14 protein-coding genes and 1 pseudogene are annotated in these 16,123 nt (G+C 42.1%); 8 read left to right on the top strand and 7 right to left on the bottom strand.

Annotated elements, in window-relative coordinates:
- Positions 1-101 precede the first annotated feature (101 nt).
- Entirely contained in the window at positions 102-395 is a 294-nt protein-coding gene (locus N0824_RS04350; RefSeq protein ID WP_108935852.1) for an RNA-binding protein, read from the bottom strand.
- Positions 396-636: 241 nt separating this feature from the next.
- Between N0824_RS04350 and pheS the strand changes: the two genes are divergently transcribed.
- From pheS to cdd, 4 genes are all read left to right on the top strand, one after another.
- Positions 637-1,641: a phenylalanine--tRNA ligase subunit alpha gene (gene pheS, locus N0824_RS04345; protein WP_108935851.1), complete on the top strand. Its 1,005-nt coding sequence runs from the start codon at positions 637-639 to the stop codon at positions 1,639-1,641.
- A 13-nt stretch (positions 1,642-1,654) separates the two neighbouring features.
- Entirely contained in the window at positions 1,655-1,999 is a 345-nt protein-coding gene (locus N0824_RS04340; RefSeq protein WP_108935850.1) for a DUF4870 domain-containing protein, read from the top strand.
- Positions 2,000-2,073: 74 nt separating this feature from the next.
- The gene (locus N0824_RS04335; protein WP_108935849.1) at positions 2,074-3,201 is read left to right on the top strand and encodes an FAD-binding oxidoreductase; all 1,128 of its coding nucleotides are present in this window, start codon (positions 2,074-2,076) and stop codon (positions 3,199-3,201) included.
- 598 nt (positions 3,202-3,799) lie between these two features.
- Positions 3,800-4,207 (top strand): cytidine deaminase, encoded by a 408-nt coding sequence (gene cdd, locus N0824_RS04330; RefSeq protein ID WP_108935848.1) that lies wholly within the window; start codon positions 3,800-3,802, stop codon positions 4,205-4,207.
- 140 nt (positions 4,208-4,347) lie between these two features.
- Here cdd and N0824_RS21700 read toward each other — a convergent pair whose 3' ends face one another.
- From N0824_RS21700 to N0824_RS04320, 3 genes and pseudogenes are all read right to left on the bottom strand, one after another.
- Entirely contained in the window at positions 4,348-4,527 is a 180-nt protein-coding gene (locus tag N0824_RS21700) for a hypothetical protein (RefSeq protein WP_046662363.1), read from the bottom strand.
- A 6-nt stretch (positions 4,528-4,533) separates the two neighbouring features.
- Positions 4,534-4,668, bottom strand: a pseudogene (locus N0824_RS21695) (BrnT family toxin); the annotation flags it as partial.
- Positions 4,669-4,895: 227 nt separating this feature from the next.
- Positions 4,896-6,161 carry a YcjF family protein gene (locus N0824_RS04320; RefSeq protein WP_108935846.1) on the bottom strand — a complete coding sequence of 422 codons (1,266 nt, stop codon included), beginning with the start codon at positions 6,159-6,161 and terminating at the stop codon, positions 4,896-4,898.
- A 58-nt stretch (positions 6,162-6,219) separates the two neighbouring features.
- Between N0824_RS04320 and N0824_RS04315 the strand changes: the two genes are divergently transcribed.
- The gene (locus N0824_RS04315) at positions 6,220-7,395 is read left to right on the top strand and encodes a DUF4336 domain-containing protein (protein ID WP_108935845.1); all 1,176 of its coding nucleotides are present in this window, start codon (positions 6,220-6,222) and stop codon (positions 7,393-7,395) included.
- Positions 7,396-7,453: 58 nt separating this feature from the next.
- Positions 7,454-7,699 carry a hypothetical protein gene (locus N0824_RS04310; protein ID WP_108935844.1) on the top strand — a complete coding sequence of 82 codons (246 nt, stop codon included), beginning with the start codon at positions 7,454-7,456 and terminating at the stop codon, positions 7,697-7,699.
- Positions 7,700-7,756: 57 nt separating this feature from the next.
- On the opposite strand, the gene N0824_RS04305 is transcribed toward N0824_RS04310, so the two are convergent.
- The 3 genes from N0824_RS04305 to rpmB form a co-directional block, all read right to left on the bottom strand.
- Positions 7,757-8,893, bottom strand: coding sequence for an amino acid ABC transporter permease (locus N0824_RS04305; RefSeq protein WP_108935843.1), 1,137 nt, complete (start codon positions 8,891-8,893; stop codon positions 7,757-7,759).
- Positions 8,894-8,970: 77 nt separating this feature from the next.
- On the bottom strand, positions 8,971-9,237 hold the full coding sequence (psaK, locus tag N0824_RS04300; RefSeq protein ID WP_108935842.1) for a photosystem I reaction center subunit PsaK: 267 nt from the start codon (positions 9,235-9,237) through the stop codon (positions 8,971-8,973).
- Positions 9,238-9,381: 144 nt separating this feature from the next.
- A complete protein-coding gene (gene rpmB / locus N0824_RS04295; RefSeq protein WP_002732080.1) occupies positions 9,382-9,618 on the bottom strand; it encodes a 50S ribosomal protein L28 in 237 nt (78 codons plus the stop codon).
- Between the two features lie 185 nt (positions 9,619-9,803).
- Here rpmB and N0824_RS04290 point away from each other — a divergent pair, with 185 nt between their 5' ends.
- Positions 9,804-13,004 carry a type ISP restriction/modification enzyme gene (locus N0824_RS04290; RefSeq protein ID WP_108935841.1) on the top strand — a complete coding sequence of 1,067 codons (3,201 nt, stop codon included), beginning with the start codon at positions 9,804-9,806 and terminating at the stop codon, positions 13,002-13,004.
- Positions 13,005-13,152: 148 nt separating this feature from the next.
- Complete coding sequence (secA, locus tag N0824_RS04285; protein WP_108935840.1) at positions 13,153-15,969, top strand: preprotein translocase subunit SecA; 2,817 nt, start codon at positions 13,153-13,155, stop codon at positions 15,967-15,969.
- The last annotated feature ends 154 nt before the right edge of the window (positions 15,970-16,123 follow it).

The raw sequence follows: 16,123 nt of genomic DNA, 5'->3' as shown, positions 1-16,123 counted from the left end.
TGGGATATTAGATAGACAAGCGGGGAAACTAGCGATCGCTTCCCCTGTTGACAATGAAAACAAGTTAGGTAATCATAGCCTAGAATGGTTGGGATTGGGGATTAGTAGCGACGCTCCCGATTGCGATCGCCACCAGCGAAGGAAGATCTGGGTTCTTTTTCACGAGCTTGATTGACTTTTAATTCTCGTCCCATCCATTGAGCGCCGTCAAGAGCGGCAATAGCGGCCGCTTCTTGCTCTGGGGTTTCCATTTCCACGAAAGCGAACCCGCGTTTTCTTCCCGTTTCCCGCTCCATGGGGAGGTGAACGCGCTTAATTGTACCGTATTCCTTAAAAACCTCAACTACGTCTTCTTGGTCAACCTCGAAGGGGAGATTACCAACATAAATTGACATAAAACCTATCCTTGCACAGATAAAAACAACAGATTTGTAGAGAACCAAGATTTCGGGAACTAGCTGAACCAATACTAAACAGAAACGCTTTGACCATTAATACTGACAACGAGCCGCAGTGCCGACTTTTATTCTCAACCTCCATCCTAGCACATAGCTATTAGCTTTGATCGATGCTGCCGCTCCCGCCACCGGAGCAGATAAACTAGACTAGAATGCTGCCCTAGAAAATGCCCTAATTATGAGTTTATCCCCCCATCCGATCGAAACTGCCCTAAAAACCTTAGTAGGGAAAGCGGAAAATTCCATCGAAGAAACAACAACCCTAGAAGACTTAGAACAGCTAAGGGTGAATTATCTCGGTAAGAAAGGAGAATTATCGCAGATTTTACGCGAAATGGGCAAATTAAGCCCCGAAGAGAGACCGCGTCTCGGTGCGATCGCTAATGAGGTCAAAGAATTAGTACAATCGCTGCTGGAATCCCAGCGAGAAAGTCTCCAGAATGCCCAAATTAAGGCGAAATTAGCGGCGGAAACCCTCGATGTCACCCTACCTGCTCTGAGCCGTCCTTTAGGGCGAATTCACCCCTTAAATAGCACAGTTGATCGCATGATCGATATTTTCGTCGGTCTGGGTTACAGCATCGCCACCGGGCCGCAGGTAGAAAGCGATTATTATAATTTTGAGGCTTTAAATATCCCTGCTGACCATCCGGCCCGGGATATGCAGGATACTTTTTTCTTGAGGGATGGTCGTTTATTGCGGACCCATACCTCCCCAGTGCAGATTCGCTACATGGAAAGTCACGAACCCCCGATTCGGATTGTGGCCCCGGGCCGCGTTTATCGTCGCGATACCGTGGATGCAACCCATTCGGCGGTTTTCCATCAAGTGGAATTATTAGCGGTGGACCGGGGATTAACCTTTACGGATTTGAAAGGAACAATTAAAGAATTTCTTAAGCAAATGTTTGGGGCCGATTTACCAGTTAAATTCCGCGCTTCCTACTTCCCTTTTACCGAACCCTCGGCCGAGGTAGATGTGCAGTGGAAAGGCAAATGGTTGGAGGTGATGGGCTGTGGTATGGTGGATCCCAATGTCTTAAAAGCAGTCGGTTATGACCCCCAAATCTATACGGGTTTTGCTGCTGGTTTTGGCGTGGAAAGATTTGCTATGGTATTACATGAGATAGACGATATTCGCCGTTGTTATAATAGTGATATCCGCTTTCTCCGCCAATTTTAGGGGGATAAACCCGATGGTCAAGAGTGAAGATTTAACCAAAAAAAGACTCCTATCCGTGGCTTGTCATGCTTCGATCTTTTTGAGTGCTACGCTGGTATCGGTGGGGATTCCCTTAGCTATTTATTTCATTTCCGATGATGAAACGGTGAAGGAAAACGCCAAAGAAGCTTTAAACTTTCACCTGAATATGTGGTTATACTACCTAATTGCCGGGATTCTAATTTGGGTTTTAATCGGTTATTTGCTCTTACCGATTCTTGCTGTGGTGAATATTGTTCTCCCCATTCTTGCTATCCTGCAAGTCTGGAAAGATGCCTATAAGGTTTTCCGTTATCCTTTCATTTTCCGGGTTCTGTAATTAATTATCGGGGTTGCAACCTGTTCAACCCTTTTTTAGTCCTATTCCCACTAGAAAAATAGCCTCTGGAGTTTATGACTAAAATTGTCATCATCGGTGCGGGGATAGTGGGGGCCACCATTGCCTACGAATTAAGCGCCATCGAAGGATTAGAAATTACCCTCATCGATGAAAAAAAACCAGGACAAGGAGCAACTGGGGCAGCCCTAGGGATTTTAATGGGGATTATCAGCCATAAAACTAAAGGTAGAGCCTGGAAACTGCGGCAAGAAAGTTTAAAACGCTACGAAACCCTCCTTCCTGAGCTAGAATCCCTCACCGGACTGACTATTCCCTGTAACCGTGATGGTATTGTCCTACTGCGAACGAGTGCCGAAGACGAAGAAAATTGGCGCAAGTTAGCCCAAATCCGCCAAGAACAGGGATATTGTCTAGAAATCTGGGATAAAGAGACTTTAAAGCAAAAATGTCCCCAGGTGGCCGGGGAGCATCTCCAGGGTGCTATCTATTCTCCCAGTGATCGTCAAATTAACCCAGTCCTGCTCACGGAGGCTCTCGTCACTGCTGCGGCAAGAAGGGGGGTTAAATGTCAATTTGGGGTAAAAGTTGAAAATTTTGGCAAGACAGAGCTTCAAGGCTCTAATTTGAGGCAATGCACCCAGGTTTATAGTTCCAATGGTATAGAGGAAACCGACTCTTTGATTCTTTGTGCGGGAATTGGTTCTACTGCTTTAACCGAAACTCTTACCCATCCAGTGGAGATTCGACCGGTTTTAGGGCAAGCTTTACAGATAAAATTGACGCAACCCTTAGAAATTTCCGATTTTAAGCCGATTTTAACGGGAAATGACCTGCATATTCTGCCTTTGGCCCGAGCAGAATACTGGATTGGGGCAACGGTGGAATTTATGGACGAAAAGGGCGAAATTATCCCCGATACTGCCCTATTAGAGCAAGTGTATCAAAAGGCGATCACTTTTTGTCCCTCTTTGGCTGCGGGTGCGATCGTGCGTACTTGGTCCGGTAAGCGACCGCGACCGGAGAAAAAATCCGCTCCCATCATCGAATATTTGCCCGGATACGATAACGTTATTCTGGCCACGGGACACTACCGCAACGGGGTTTTATTAGCCCCCGCTACCGCTAAAATCGTCAGGGAAATGTTAAGTGGTAAGTTAGGGTTTGCTGAAAAAGTTTGTTGATGGGGTTAGGGGTCAGTATTCTCCGAGTCAGGAGATTATTTTTATTTATTCTCCCCTCTCCCCTCTCTACAATAATTACTCGCAGCCAGAAATACTTTGGCGTATATCATACTTTGTGCTTTTTGTCAAAAAAACTTTTTTTTTGCAATAAAACTACATAAAAAAAAGATCATCGTTGTGGGTGAAATTGACTGATTTACCCGTCTTAATTAGAATCACCTTCTAGGTGTGGCAAGGGTTTCAACCACTGCTGCCCAAAAAAGCACAGAATACCCCATTATGAAATTCTATCAAATCGCTGTAACCTTGATAACATCGTTGTTAAATAAAAATCTTTCTCAATTAATTCTTAAGAATTTATAAATATTGCGGAATGTTAATTTAAATATTCTCAAGTTTTTGCAGTCAATAAATAATTTTTGCTTATCTTTGTCGGAAAATAGAACTCCCGCAACAATCCAACATCTACCATTGGGTTAGGAGTCAGTTATCAGTTATCAGTTATCAGTTAACTGAGAAAACTCCCTACACCCTACACCCTACACCCCACACCCCACACCCCACACCCCACTTCCCCAATTCCTGCTATCGGCAGCCGATGACCCTATCTGACCAAGAAAGACAACAACTCTGTGACACTGCTCGGGAAGTGGCGAAACTTTCCTATTCTCCCTATTCCCGTTTTCGGGTGGGGGCGGCGGTCTTGACAGATAAAAAGATTTATGCTGGTACTAATGTAGAGAACGCTAGTTATGGCTTGAGTTTGTGCGCGGAAAGGGCAACTTTAGCGCAAATAGTCGCAGCGGGCGATCGAGAAGTACGGGCGATCGCTATAGCCTGTATCGATGGGGTGAACAAGGATGATATTAGTCAGTTAACTCCCTGCGGAGCCTGTCGTCAATGGATAGCCGAATTAGCGCCGCAAGCGGAGATTATTATCTGTGGAACTCAGCAAAATTATCGTTTTAATCTCTCGGATTTACTGCCTTTTTCCTTTCGTTTTTAACTGTGGGTAAAGTATAGGGTTTAAGGTACTACAACAACGGCTAAGATAACTGGTATAAGAGCCATGATCTGACAAAACATTAGTATCTAGTAAATACTTGAGAGTCATAAATGAACATCTCTCCCCGTTGAGTTGTCGCGTCAATTATCAAAAGTATCATCATCAAGACTTGTCAAATCTACCCTTTGCCTAAAATCTTGCAAGGCTGACCAAAAATCATTAACCTCTCTAATTTCTACTAATACCTCTTCATTATCGGGAAAATCAACTTCCTCTAATAACTCAATAATTTTGCCTTTTTTAATTCCTTTAACTAACATAATATCAACTCGTTCTAAATGATCTCGATTGTAGAATTCAACATAGAGAGAATCATCAAAAATAGTTTTTGCCTCCTCAAATGAGACTTTGTATTTTGATAGATTGCATTCTGCCTTATTTTTATCCCAGTCAAACTGCATAAAGCCATTATACTGCTACTCACTGAAACTGATGGCACATTTTTTATATGTTTTGTCTATTACTTGAACGGGATAAATTCAACTGTATTGAACCATCGATCTGGTTCAGAAACCCAAGTAAATTTCCAGTGGGGCTAAAGCTGACGAATATTACTAAAATCTCGCTAAATTGAAGATATGCTACTTGTCTTAGGCTGCTTCATCTCCAACACTTAAGAGGCTAATAACTACATTTTATCTTCCCCTGTAGCGACATTTTTAAATCTTTCTTGGGCAGCAGAAAAAGCCTCTTTCATCACCCTTTGAATCCTTTTAGGATCGGGTTTTTTACCCCCCATTAAATCGCCAAAATAGACACAAGCGCCCTCTCCTAGGGCCCAGGTATAGGCAGCGGACCAAGAAGCGGCGATGACACTGCCAAAACCGGGGATAAATTTCACCAATTCCCGACCGATGGCCTGGGCCAAAAAGCCGCCAGCGATCGCACTTACGACTCCGCCGGCTTGGGATGGGGTTAAGACTTGACCGTATAATTTGCCTAAAACCCCCACCATTGACACTTGTAGGGCGGTTAACACGGGCATAGTCGCTAAGGGTAAGGGAATCGCCGCCAAGGTTGCCGCTATCACGGAAAAGGCTAACATATAGCGTCGGGCCACGTCCCGATAGAGATTGCCTAATTTATTGCTGGTTTCCCGATCTAAAAGTTGGTGGATGGTGTTAGCCTCGGCTTTTGGCAATAAATCGGCTAAATTGTCTCTAAATGCCTCTAAACCGTAAAAAACGGGGTTATAACCGTCTTCTTCTAGGGTAAAATCTATTAGCACAGAATTGTCATATAAATCCTTAAAAGTTTCTTTAATTTCTTGATAGGCGCGATTGATATCCTCGCAATCGGGAGGATAAGGGGGATGATCAACGGTATTAGGAGGATAAAGCTGATGAAGACAGGTTACAGCCAGTAAACAGGGTATTTTAGGGTATTTTTGCCGCAGTTGTTTGGTAATTTCTAGGAGGCTATCGGTGGCAAAATCATTAATTTTTACCGTCACGATAAAAACTTGGGCGCGTCCCGTGTTTTCGCTTAAATCTGCTAATAATTCCGCGATTACCGTGTCTGTGTGTTGATAGGCATCCCCTAACCCCACCGTATCGGTAAAAATCAACAGGGGTAAGTCTTCTGCGGGGTAGGTGTAGCGCTGGGTGTTTTGGGTGTGGGGACGGAAACCTTGCCCGACGATTTCCGCCGAAACTCCCGTTATTCCCCGAATAATCGAACTTTTTCCCGTTTGCGGTTTGCCGATTAACAGCGCCTCGGTGGTGGGTAATTCTTGACGGACTTTTTCTAAAATTTTCGCCACTTGAGTGTCACTAACACTAAACCACTGGAGGACAGTATTAGTCAACTGGTCGATGGGGAGTCTTTTCATCACTTCCCCCGTGAGACTATTCCAAGTATTGACCAAAGAATCAATGGGCAGTTTATCAGTCATGGGGATTAGAAGGGTTTATGATAACTAAAATAGAGATTTTCAGCGATAGAATCAGACGATGACAAAAGCCGCAATTAGTCCGCAAGATTTATCATGGCCTTTTTGGCCAATTGTACCACTTTATCCCTATGGTCAAAGACGGACAATTCGCCAAGAAGTGGTGAAAGATACGCTCTGGACATTTGAGCAATTGCAGGGTATTTTTTATGTGGTTGTGCCGATTCGCATGACGGTAATTAGGTTAGCATCTGGGGGTTTATTTGTTTATGCACCAGTGGCCCCGACTCCGGAATGTATTCGCTTGATGCGTGAGTTGGAAAGTGAACACGGGGAAGTTAAATATATTATTTTGCCGACGATTTCTGGGATTGAACATAAGGTTTTTGTCGGTCCTTTTGCCCGTTATTTTCCTAAGGCTATAGTTTATGTTGCTCCTAATCAATGGAGTTTTCCTCTTAATTTACCTTTGAGTTGGTTGGGTTTACCGGCAAAACGAACGGAAATTTTACCTGCTGACTCGGCAACCACTCCTTTTGGAAAAGATTTTAGTTATGAAATTTTACCCGCAATTGATCTGAATGTGGGATACTTCTCGGAAGTGGCTTTTTTTCATCACTACTCTCAAACTCTGCTGCTGACTGATGGCATTATTTCTATCCCAGAAAATCCTCCCGCTATTTTAGAATTAGACCCCTATCCGCTGCTGTTTCACGCTAAAAATAGTGCTAAGGATCTGGTAGAGGATACCCCAGAAAATCGCCGTCGGGGTTGGCAAAGAATTTGTCTTTTTGCTCTTTATTTTCAACCTCCTGTTTTAGCTGTTCCCAATTGGATTAAGGTGTTTAGAGATGCTTTTAATGCTAAGGAAAGGAGTAAAAAAGCCTATTTTGGTTTATTCCCTTTTCAATGGGGTGATGATTGGCAAAGGACTTTTTTAAATTTGCGTCGCGAGGGGAGGTTAATAGTCGCGCCAATTTTGCAAACTTTGATTCTTAATCGCACTACTGACGAGGTTAGTCAATGGGTTGATAAAATTTGCCAATGGCCGATTAAACAGGTTATTCCTTGTCATTTTGCTAGTCCAATTCAAGCTGATAGTCAAGAGTTTCAGCAGGCTTTTTCTTTCTTGTCAAAAGATTCTTATTTACCTAAAGATGACTTGGAATGTTTAGAAAGTATTGATAGTTTTTTAGTGCGCTGGCGATTGACTCCTCCTCCTGATAAAAAATTGTAATTTATGGCTAAGAACTGCTATAATATAGGCGGTTGTTAGTTGATTGCTAATCAAGGTCATGCAAATTCCCGAAAATCCCAGTAATGATGACATCAGAGCAGCGTTGATTCAATTGCGAGAAGAACTTGGTCAAAAAGTTGACCGCTTAGATTATAAATTTGATGCCTATCAAAAAGGTACAGATGGTATGGTGAGAATGGCTACTACTATCATCATTGCCACCGCTTCTGTGGTGGTTTTATCTAGTCTTAGTCCTGCGGTGACAGCAATTATCACCGCTTTATATTCTGCTAATGCTCCTTAATTAATTTATCGCTCAATTCTGGTGCGATTCGGTGCGTTAGGCGCTTGCTAATACACCCTATCTTTCCTGAATTTTTACCCGTTGGTTTAATTGATTCATAGCCAGAGAAATCACCAGATTAAAGAATAAATAGGTGGCCATAACTACTATTAACATCTCTACAGCTTTTCCTGTCTGATTAGCGATGGTACTAGAGATAGCATAAATATCATTATAACCAATAGCGATCGCTAAACTAGAGTTTTTAACCAGGTTTAAACATTCATTAGTTAAAGGAGGAATAATCACTGGCAAAGCTTGGGGAAAAATTACTAATCTCATCACTAATAAAGGTTTTAATCCCAAGGCTTTAGCTGCTTCCCATTGTCCCCGATTAACCGATTGAATCCCTCCCCGTACCGTTTCTGCGATAAAGGCAGCTGTATAAACAGTTAAACCGATTAAGAGGGTGGCAAACTCGGAAGAAAGATGTAAACCAAAGTCAATATTTTGATTAAGAGGATTAACTTGGGGACTTTGCCATTGTAAACCCCAGATTAGAGGAATTATAATTAGGAGTATTAGGCTAGTTAGACATAAACTAAGTTTATTTTTTAGGTATAAAGATATTGAGATAATTATTCCTAAAGCAATGATAAATAAGGCTAACCATGTCCTAAAACTATTAGAGGGGAAAGGTAAATAGACTCCTGAGTTATTTAAAAATACACTACTAAAAAACTCTAAAGATTCCTCAATTTTGGGCAGTTTCAAAAAGACAGCAAAATACCAGAAAAATAATTGTAATAATAGGGGAGTATTGCGAATAGTTTCCACATAAATTGTTGCCAACTGACGAATTAACCAATTATCCGACAAGCGACCTAACCCGATGACTATTCCCAGACTAATCGCCAAAAATATGCCAGTAATCATAATGCGGAGGGAATTAACTAATCCCACCAAAAGAGCGCGAAAATAGGTATCGGTGGGACTGTAGGCAATAGGAGAGTCACCAATAGCAAAAGAGGCTGGTCGGTCAGTATCAAAGAGAAAGCCAAAGCCAAAACTTAAGCGTAAGCGTTGGAAATTAATCACTAAATTGCGACCAAAAAACCAGAAAATTAGGCAGACAATTAGCAGGATAATTACCTGTAAAAAAATCTTCTGAAATCGCTCATCGTACCAAAAAGAGTTTTTTTGAGGTAAGGTCATATTTATTATATAGTCCAGAATTTTTCACAAAAGAAATCGGTGACTTTTGGCCACCGATTGAGAAAATCAAAACAGATTTAGATAACTCCCAGACGGGAGAGACCGAGGATGACACCGGCGCCGAGGACATGACCAAAACTGGTAGTACCCAGTAAAGCGCCTAATCCCATACCACCGAATAAAGCGGGGGAAGGTAAAGCAGGACCGACATTTTGTTGTTTAATAGTCGCTTTACCGAAGGCAATAGCGAGAATATTGCAGATAATCATGACAATCGCCACTTTGGGACTCCATTCGCTGGAACCTTGCACGACGGTGGCGGCCATTAATAGGGTTGAATACATTGAAATTCTCCTGAACAGGTCGTTTTAAGTTTTTAATCTTAAAGGTAGTTTTCACCCCACATCACGCCCTGTTGCAATACTTAATAATCAAAAGCAGAGGAGTCAACGATACGGCCGATTCGTCTCCACTTCTGAACTACTCGCTTAGTACAAATTCAAGTTTAAGCCTACTTCTCTAGCGAAGACGGCTAATCCTTTCTTTTCAATGGTTTTGATAGCTTTGGTGGAGATGCGTAGTTTTACCCAACGGTTGCCTTCCGACCACCAGACTCTTTTCCATTGTAGGTTAGCTTCTTGTAATTTTTTGGTGCGACGGTGGGAGTGGGACACCGCATAGGCGTTATTGGCCTTTTTCCCCGTCATAGTACAGACTCTAGACATAATTTACTCCTGTGCGATCGATGTTTGTCAATAGTCAACCTTTCTAGTTTAACTCAAATCTCGCCAGAAGTCCCCCCTTCCCCTGGGTGAAGTGAACGGAAATCAATTTAACAGCAAGTGGGGATATTGGGGCTAAATGAGGTTATATTTTATCTATAGAAGAACGTTTGTATGTCGCAACGATAATGAGTAACTCATTGCCAAAATATCTAGAGGAAATCACAGGCATTTATCAACAGGGTAACGCCACAGAACACAGTTATCGTCCTGCTTTAAAAAAATTAATTGAATCCCTAAATAATAACCTACAAGCTCTCAATGAACCCAAAAGGATTGCTTGTGGCGCTCCGGATTTTGTGATTAATCAGGGTATAGTAGAAATTGGCCATCTGGAAGCAAAAGATATCGGAACTTCTCTCAAAAAGGTTGAAAATACTCCCCAAATAAAACGTTATTTACAGGCTTTGGGTAATTTAATTATCACTGATCATTTAGAATTTCGTTGGTATGTATCGGGAGAATTGCGTCTATCAGCTGCCGTGGCAAGTCTTAATCAAAAAAAGCAAATTAAACCTGATTCCCAGGGTATTTTACAAGTAGAACAATTATTCTGTCAATTTTTCCTCTCAAAAGTTATTCAGATCACAACACCGCGAGAATTGGCGAAAAAAATGGCCGCTTTAGCGCAGTTAATTCGAGATGCAATCGGCCAAGCTTTAAAAGATCAAGATTGCGGGGGAATGTTGCGGCAACAATTGCAATCTTTTCAACGAGTTTTAATTAGTGATCTCAATGAAGCGCAGTTCGCGGATATGTATGCACAAACAATCTGTTATGGTTTATTCGCAGCACGCTGTAATACGGATCAAATAAGTTCTTTTTCCAGGGAAACGGCGGGATTTCGACTACCGAAAACTAACCCTTTTTTGCGGGGAATTTTTCATCAAATTGCTGGTACAGAATTAGATGAGCGAATTACTTGGGCCGTGGATACTCTAGCGACTATTTTACAACAAACGGACATGGATGGTATTCTTAGCAGCTTTGGAAAACGCACGCGCAAGCAGGATCCTGTGGTTCACTTTTATGAGACTTTTTTAGCCGAATACGATAGTAAAATGCGTGAGTCTAGGGGGGTTTATTATACCCCTGAACCCGTGGTTTCTTACATGGTTCGCAGTGTGGACTATATTCTAAAAAATAAGTTTCAGATTCCTAAAGGTTTGGCCGATGCTAAAAAAATTACGATTAAGCATCCTAATAATAGCCAAGAAACTCAGGAAGTTCACCAAGTTTTAATCCTCGATCCTGCTGTGGGAACTGGCACTTTTTTACACTCTGTTATCGACCATATCTATGATAGTTTTCGTCAACAGAAAGGGATGTGGTCTAGTTATGTCAGTAAACATTTATTACCCCGTCTCTTTGGGTTTGAATTACTGATGGCTCCCTACACCGTAGCACACATGAAATTAGGTTTACAACTTCAGGAATTAGGCTATGATTTTAGTGCCGATGAACGCTTGGGAATCTATCTCACCAACACCCTACAGGAAGCTTTTCAAATTCCCCCTGCTGATGGTTTTTTAAATCGCATTCGCGATGAAGCAGCCGCGGCAAAAGATGTTAAGCAAGAAATGCCAGTTATGGTTATTTTAGGCAATCCTCCCTATTCCTATCAGTCGATGAATACTGACCCTTGGATTGTGAATTTGGTTAAGGATTATTATCAATTAGATGGAAAACCATTGGGAGAGAGAAACCCTAAAGGTTTATTAGATGATTATGTGAAGTTTATTCGCTTTGCTCAGTATCGGGTAGCGGAAACTGGTTATGGAGTTGTGGCTTTAATTACAAATCATGGTTATTTGGATAATCCAACTTTTCGGGGAATGCGTCAAAATTTGATGCAGACTTTTGATGAGATTTATGTTTTAGATTTGCATGGGAATAGTAAGAAAAAAGAAGTTTGTCCCGACGGTTCAACCGATCAAAATGTGTTTGATATTCAGCAAGGTGTAGCGATTGCGTTTTTTATTAAGTATCAAGATAGTCAGCAAGATTTAGCCAAGGTTTATCATGCTGATTTGTGGGGGGTTAGAGAGGTGAAAGAGCATAAGGAGTTAGTTGGGGGTAAGTATTATTGGTTAGATGAAAATGATATTAGTTCAACTGAATGGGAAATTATTAAACCTGAAGCAAGTTTTTATCTCTTAAAAAATCAAAATACAGCTTTATTCCCAGAGTACGAGAAAGGCTGGAAAATAGTTGATATTATGTGTGTTAATTCAACAGGTGTAAAAAATCACAGAGATCATTTTGTTTTTGATTTTGATTTTGAATCTCTTTATAAGAGAATAGAAGATTTTAGAAATATTCAAATCGCCGACAAAGAAATTGGAGAAAAATATAATATAAAAGATACAAGAGATTGGAATATTTTTGAACAAAGAAGAGCTTTGTTTAACAATAGTCAGTGGTTAAGTTATTTTACTAAATGTTTATATCGCCCTTTTGATTTAAGAGAATATTATCACCATCAAAATGTAGTTGAACTTCCAAGACAAGAAGTTATGCACCATTTTGTAAACTTTGACAATTTGGGTTTAATTACTTCTCGACAACAATCACAAAGTGGGATTTGGTCTTTAAGTTTTGTGACACAAAATATCATCGAATGTTGCTCTATTTCTAATAAAACAAAAGAAACAAATTACATTTTCCCCCTTTATCTTTACCCAACTAATAACCCAACCTTATTTGACACAGAACCAACCAACTCGCCAAATGGTCGCCGTCCCAATCTAGCGCCAGAATTTATTAAGGAACTTTCGGCAAAACTTGACTTAGAATTTATCAGTGATGGCAAAGGAGACAAAAAGAAAACCTTTGGACCGGAAGACATTTTTAACTATATCTATGCTGTCTTTCACTCTCCCCAATATCGCCAACGTTACGCCGAATTTTTAAAGATAGACTTTCCTCGTGTTCCTCTCACCAGTAATAAAGAATTATTCTGGGAATTAGTCAAAAAAGGTGACAGATTAGTGCAGTTACACCTAATGAAAGCAACGGGAAAAGAAATTAGTAGCTATCCCGTGGCGGGTTCTAATCTAGTCGAGCAGGTGAAATATGACGAAAATAAACAACAAATTTCGATTAATTCTGACCAGTATTTTGCGGGGATTCCGCCCCAAATTTGGAACTTTTATATCGGCGGTTATCAAGTGTGTCAGAAGTGGCTAAAAGACCGCAAAGGTCGCCACCTTAGCTACGATGACCTAGAACATTATCAACAAATTATCTCCATTTTAGGCGAATCGATCGCAATTATGGAAACTATAGATATAATTATCAATAAATATGGTGGTTTCCCCTTTAGTTAAGCCACTGGTGAGAGAAGATTAACTTAATTTTTGCCCACTGGCAAGAGTCCCTTTTCAGCGATAAATGATTCTCCACTCCCAACGAGAGTGATACAATTGTTAACACCACAGACCAAGAGCCAATCGAAGCGAGAGAATAAAAACTGCTATGTTAAAAGCCCTACTCGGAGACCCTAACGCCCGCAAAATTAAAAAATTTCAGCCCCTCGTCACCGAAATCAACCTGCTGGAAGAAGACATTAAAAACCTGTCCGATGAGGAATTAAGGGGCAAAACTGGCGAATTTAAGGAAAGATTAGACAAAGCGAGAAATTATGAGCAAAGAGAGGAGATTCTCGAGGAAATCCTCCCCGAAGCTTTCGCCATTGTCCGGGAAGCGGGAATCCGAGTCTTAGGGATGCGTCACTTTGACGTGCAGTTATTGGGGGGAATGGTACTCCACAAAGGACAAATCGCCGAGATGAAAACCGGGGAAGGAAAAACCCTAGTTGCCACTCTCCCCGCTTATTTGAATGGATTGACCGGAAAAGGGGTTCACGTCGTCACCGTTAACGATTATCTCGCCCGTCGTGACGCGGAATGGATGGGGCAGGTACACCGCTTTTTAGGGTTAAGTGTGGGACTAATTCAAGCCGGCATGAGTCCGGAAGAAAGAAAGAAAAATTATGCCTGTGACATCACCTACACCACTAACAGCGAACTCGGCTTTGATTATCTGCGCGATAACATGGCTACAGTGATGGGGGAAGTTGTCCAAAGACCCTTTAACTACTGCGTTATCGACGAAGTGGACTCAATTCTTATTGATGAGGCCAGAACTCCATTAATTATATCAGGACCGATCGATCGGCCCACAGAAAAATATATTCTCGCCGCCGAAATCGCCAAGCAATTAGTGCGCCAAAAAGTAGAAGACGGACCGGGAGACTACGAAGTTAACGAAAAAGACCGTAACGTTTTAATGACCGATGAAGGCTTTAAAAGAGCGGAAGAACTATTAGGAGTTACCGATTTATACGACCAAGAAAATCCCTGGGCGCACTATATTTCTAACGCTATTCGTGCCAAAGAACTCCAGAAAAAAGACGTTAACTATATCGTCCGCAGTGGTGAAATTGTTATTGTTGATGAGTTCACGGGACGGGTATTACCGGGGCGACGTTGGGGCGATGGTTTACATCAGGCAGTGGAGGCTAAGGAAGGGGTGGAAATTCAACAGGAAACCCAAACCTTAGCCACGATTACCTATCAAAACTTTTTCCTACTCTATCCGAAATTATCTGGCATGACCGGGACGGCTAAAACCGAAGAAACCGAACTAGAAAAAGTCTATAACCTGCAAGTAACAATTATTCCCACTAACCGCGTTTCTCGTCGGCAAGATTTAGCCGATGTGGTCTATAAAAATGAACAGGCAAAATGGAACGCCGTCGCCGAAGAATGTCAACAAATGCACGAACAGGGTCGCCCGGTTTTAGTCGGTACCACCAGTGTGGAAAAATCGGAAGTGCTTTCGCTATTATTACAGGAAAGAAAGATTCCCCATAACTTGCTTAATGCCCGTCCGGAAAACGTGGAAAGGGAATCGGAAATCGTCGCCCAAGCAGGCCGGGCCGGAGCCGTAACTATTGCCACAAACATGGCAGGACGGGGAACCGATATCATCCTCGGTGGTAACTCCGACTATATGGCCCGATTGAAAATTCGCGAGTATTTAATGCCCAAATTAGTTATGCCCGAAGATGACAATTTGGCCTTTAGTTTACCCAGTTTAGGAGAACGCAATCGCCCGCAAGGATTCGCCCCGGGTAAGAAGAAAAAAAACTGGCGCGCCTCGGCGGAAATTTTTCCCACCGAGTTACCGAAAGAGGTAGAAAATGCCCTGAAAGAAGCGGTTAAATTTGCCGTTGATACCCACGGAACTCAAAGTTTACCGGAATTAGAAGTAGAAGAAAAAATCGCCATCGCGGCCGAAAAAGCCCCCACGGATGACCAAGTTATTCAAAAGTTACGCGAAGTCTATAAATTAATTCGCAAAAGTTATGAAGATTACACAGGCAAAGAACACGATGAAGTAGTAGAAAGAGGCGGACTGCACGTTATCGGGACGGAACGCCACGAATCCCGCCGTATTGACAACCAATTGCGAGGCCGGGCGGGCAGACAGGGCGACCCCGGTTCTACACGCTTCTTTTTAAGTCTAGAAGATAATTTATTGCGGATTTTTGGGGGCGACCGCGTGGCGGGTTTAATGGATGCCTTCCGGGTGGAAGAAGATATGCCCATTGAGTCGGGAATGTTAACTCGTTCCCTGGAAGGAGCGCAAAGAAAAGTGGAAACCTTCTATTATGATGCCCGGAAACAGGTGTTTGAATACGACGAGGTGATGAATAATCAACGGCGCGCTATTTATGCCGAACGTCGTCGGGTTTTGGAGGGGATGGACCTAAAAGAACAGGTGCTGCAATACGCCGAAAAAACCATGGATGAAATCGTCATGGCTTATGTTAATCCCGAACTGCCGGCGGAAGAATGGGATTTAGAAAAACTGATTAGTAAATCTCAGGAATTCGTCTATCTCTTGGCAGATATTACCGCTAAAGATGTCGAGGATATGAGTGTCAATGATATCAAGATGTTCCTACACGAAGAAGTTCGCAAAGCCTACGAAATTAAAGAACGTCAAGTGGATAATATTCGCGCCGGTTTAATGCGCGATGCCGAACGTTATTTTATCCTGCAACAAATCGATATGTTATGGCGCGAACACCTGCAAGCTATGGAAGCTTTACGCGAGTCGATTGGTTTACGCGGTTACGGTCAAAAAGACCCCCTAATTGAGTATAAACAGGAAGGCTACGAGATGTTTTTAGAAATGATGATTGATATCCGTCGCAATGTGGTTTATTCCATGTTCCAATTCCAACCGCAAGGACAACCCCAAGCAGTGGCTAGTGAACAGTAAAAATTAAAAGTTGGCTTAAATTGGGGAGAATTGGCTAAGGCTGATTCTCTCATTTTTTTCTACCGAGAAATCAGTCACCCACAATCCAGACTAGGACAAAAATTATCAGTCCGATTACTCCATAGGACAACAACGACCCCAAAAAATTGATGAT

The organism is Microcystis sp. 0824 (assembly GCF_003112475.1).
GTDB classification, from domain to species: domain Bacteria; phylum Cyanobacteriota; class Cyanobacteriia; order Cyanobacteriales; family Microcystaceae; genus Microcystis; species Microcystis aeruginosa_C.
Note: the sequence above shows the minus strand (reverse complement) of the source record. Positions and strands in the feature narration are given on the sequence as shown.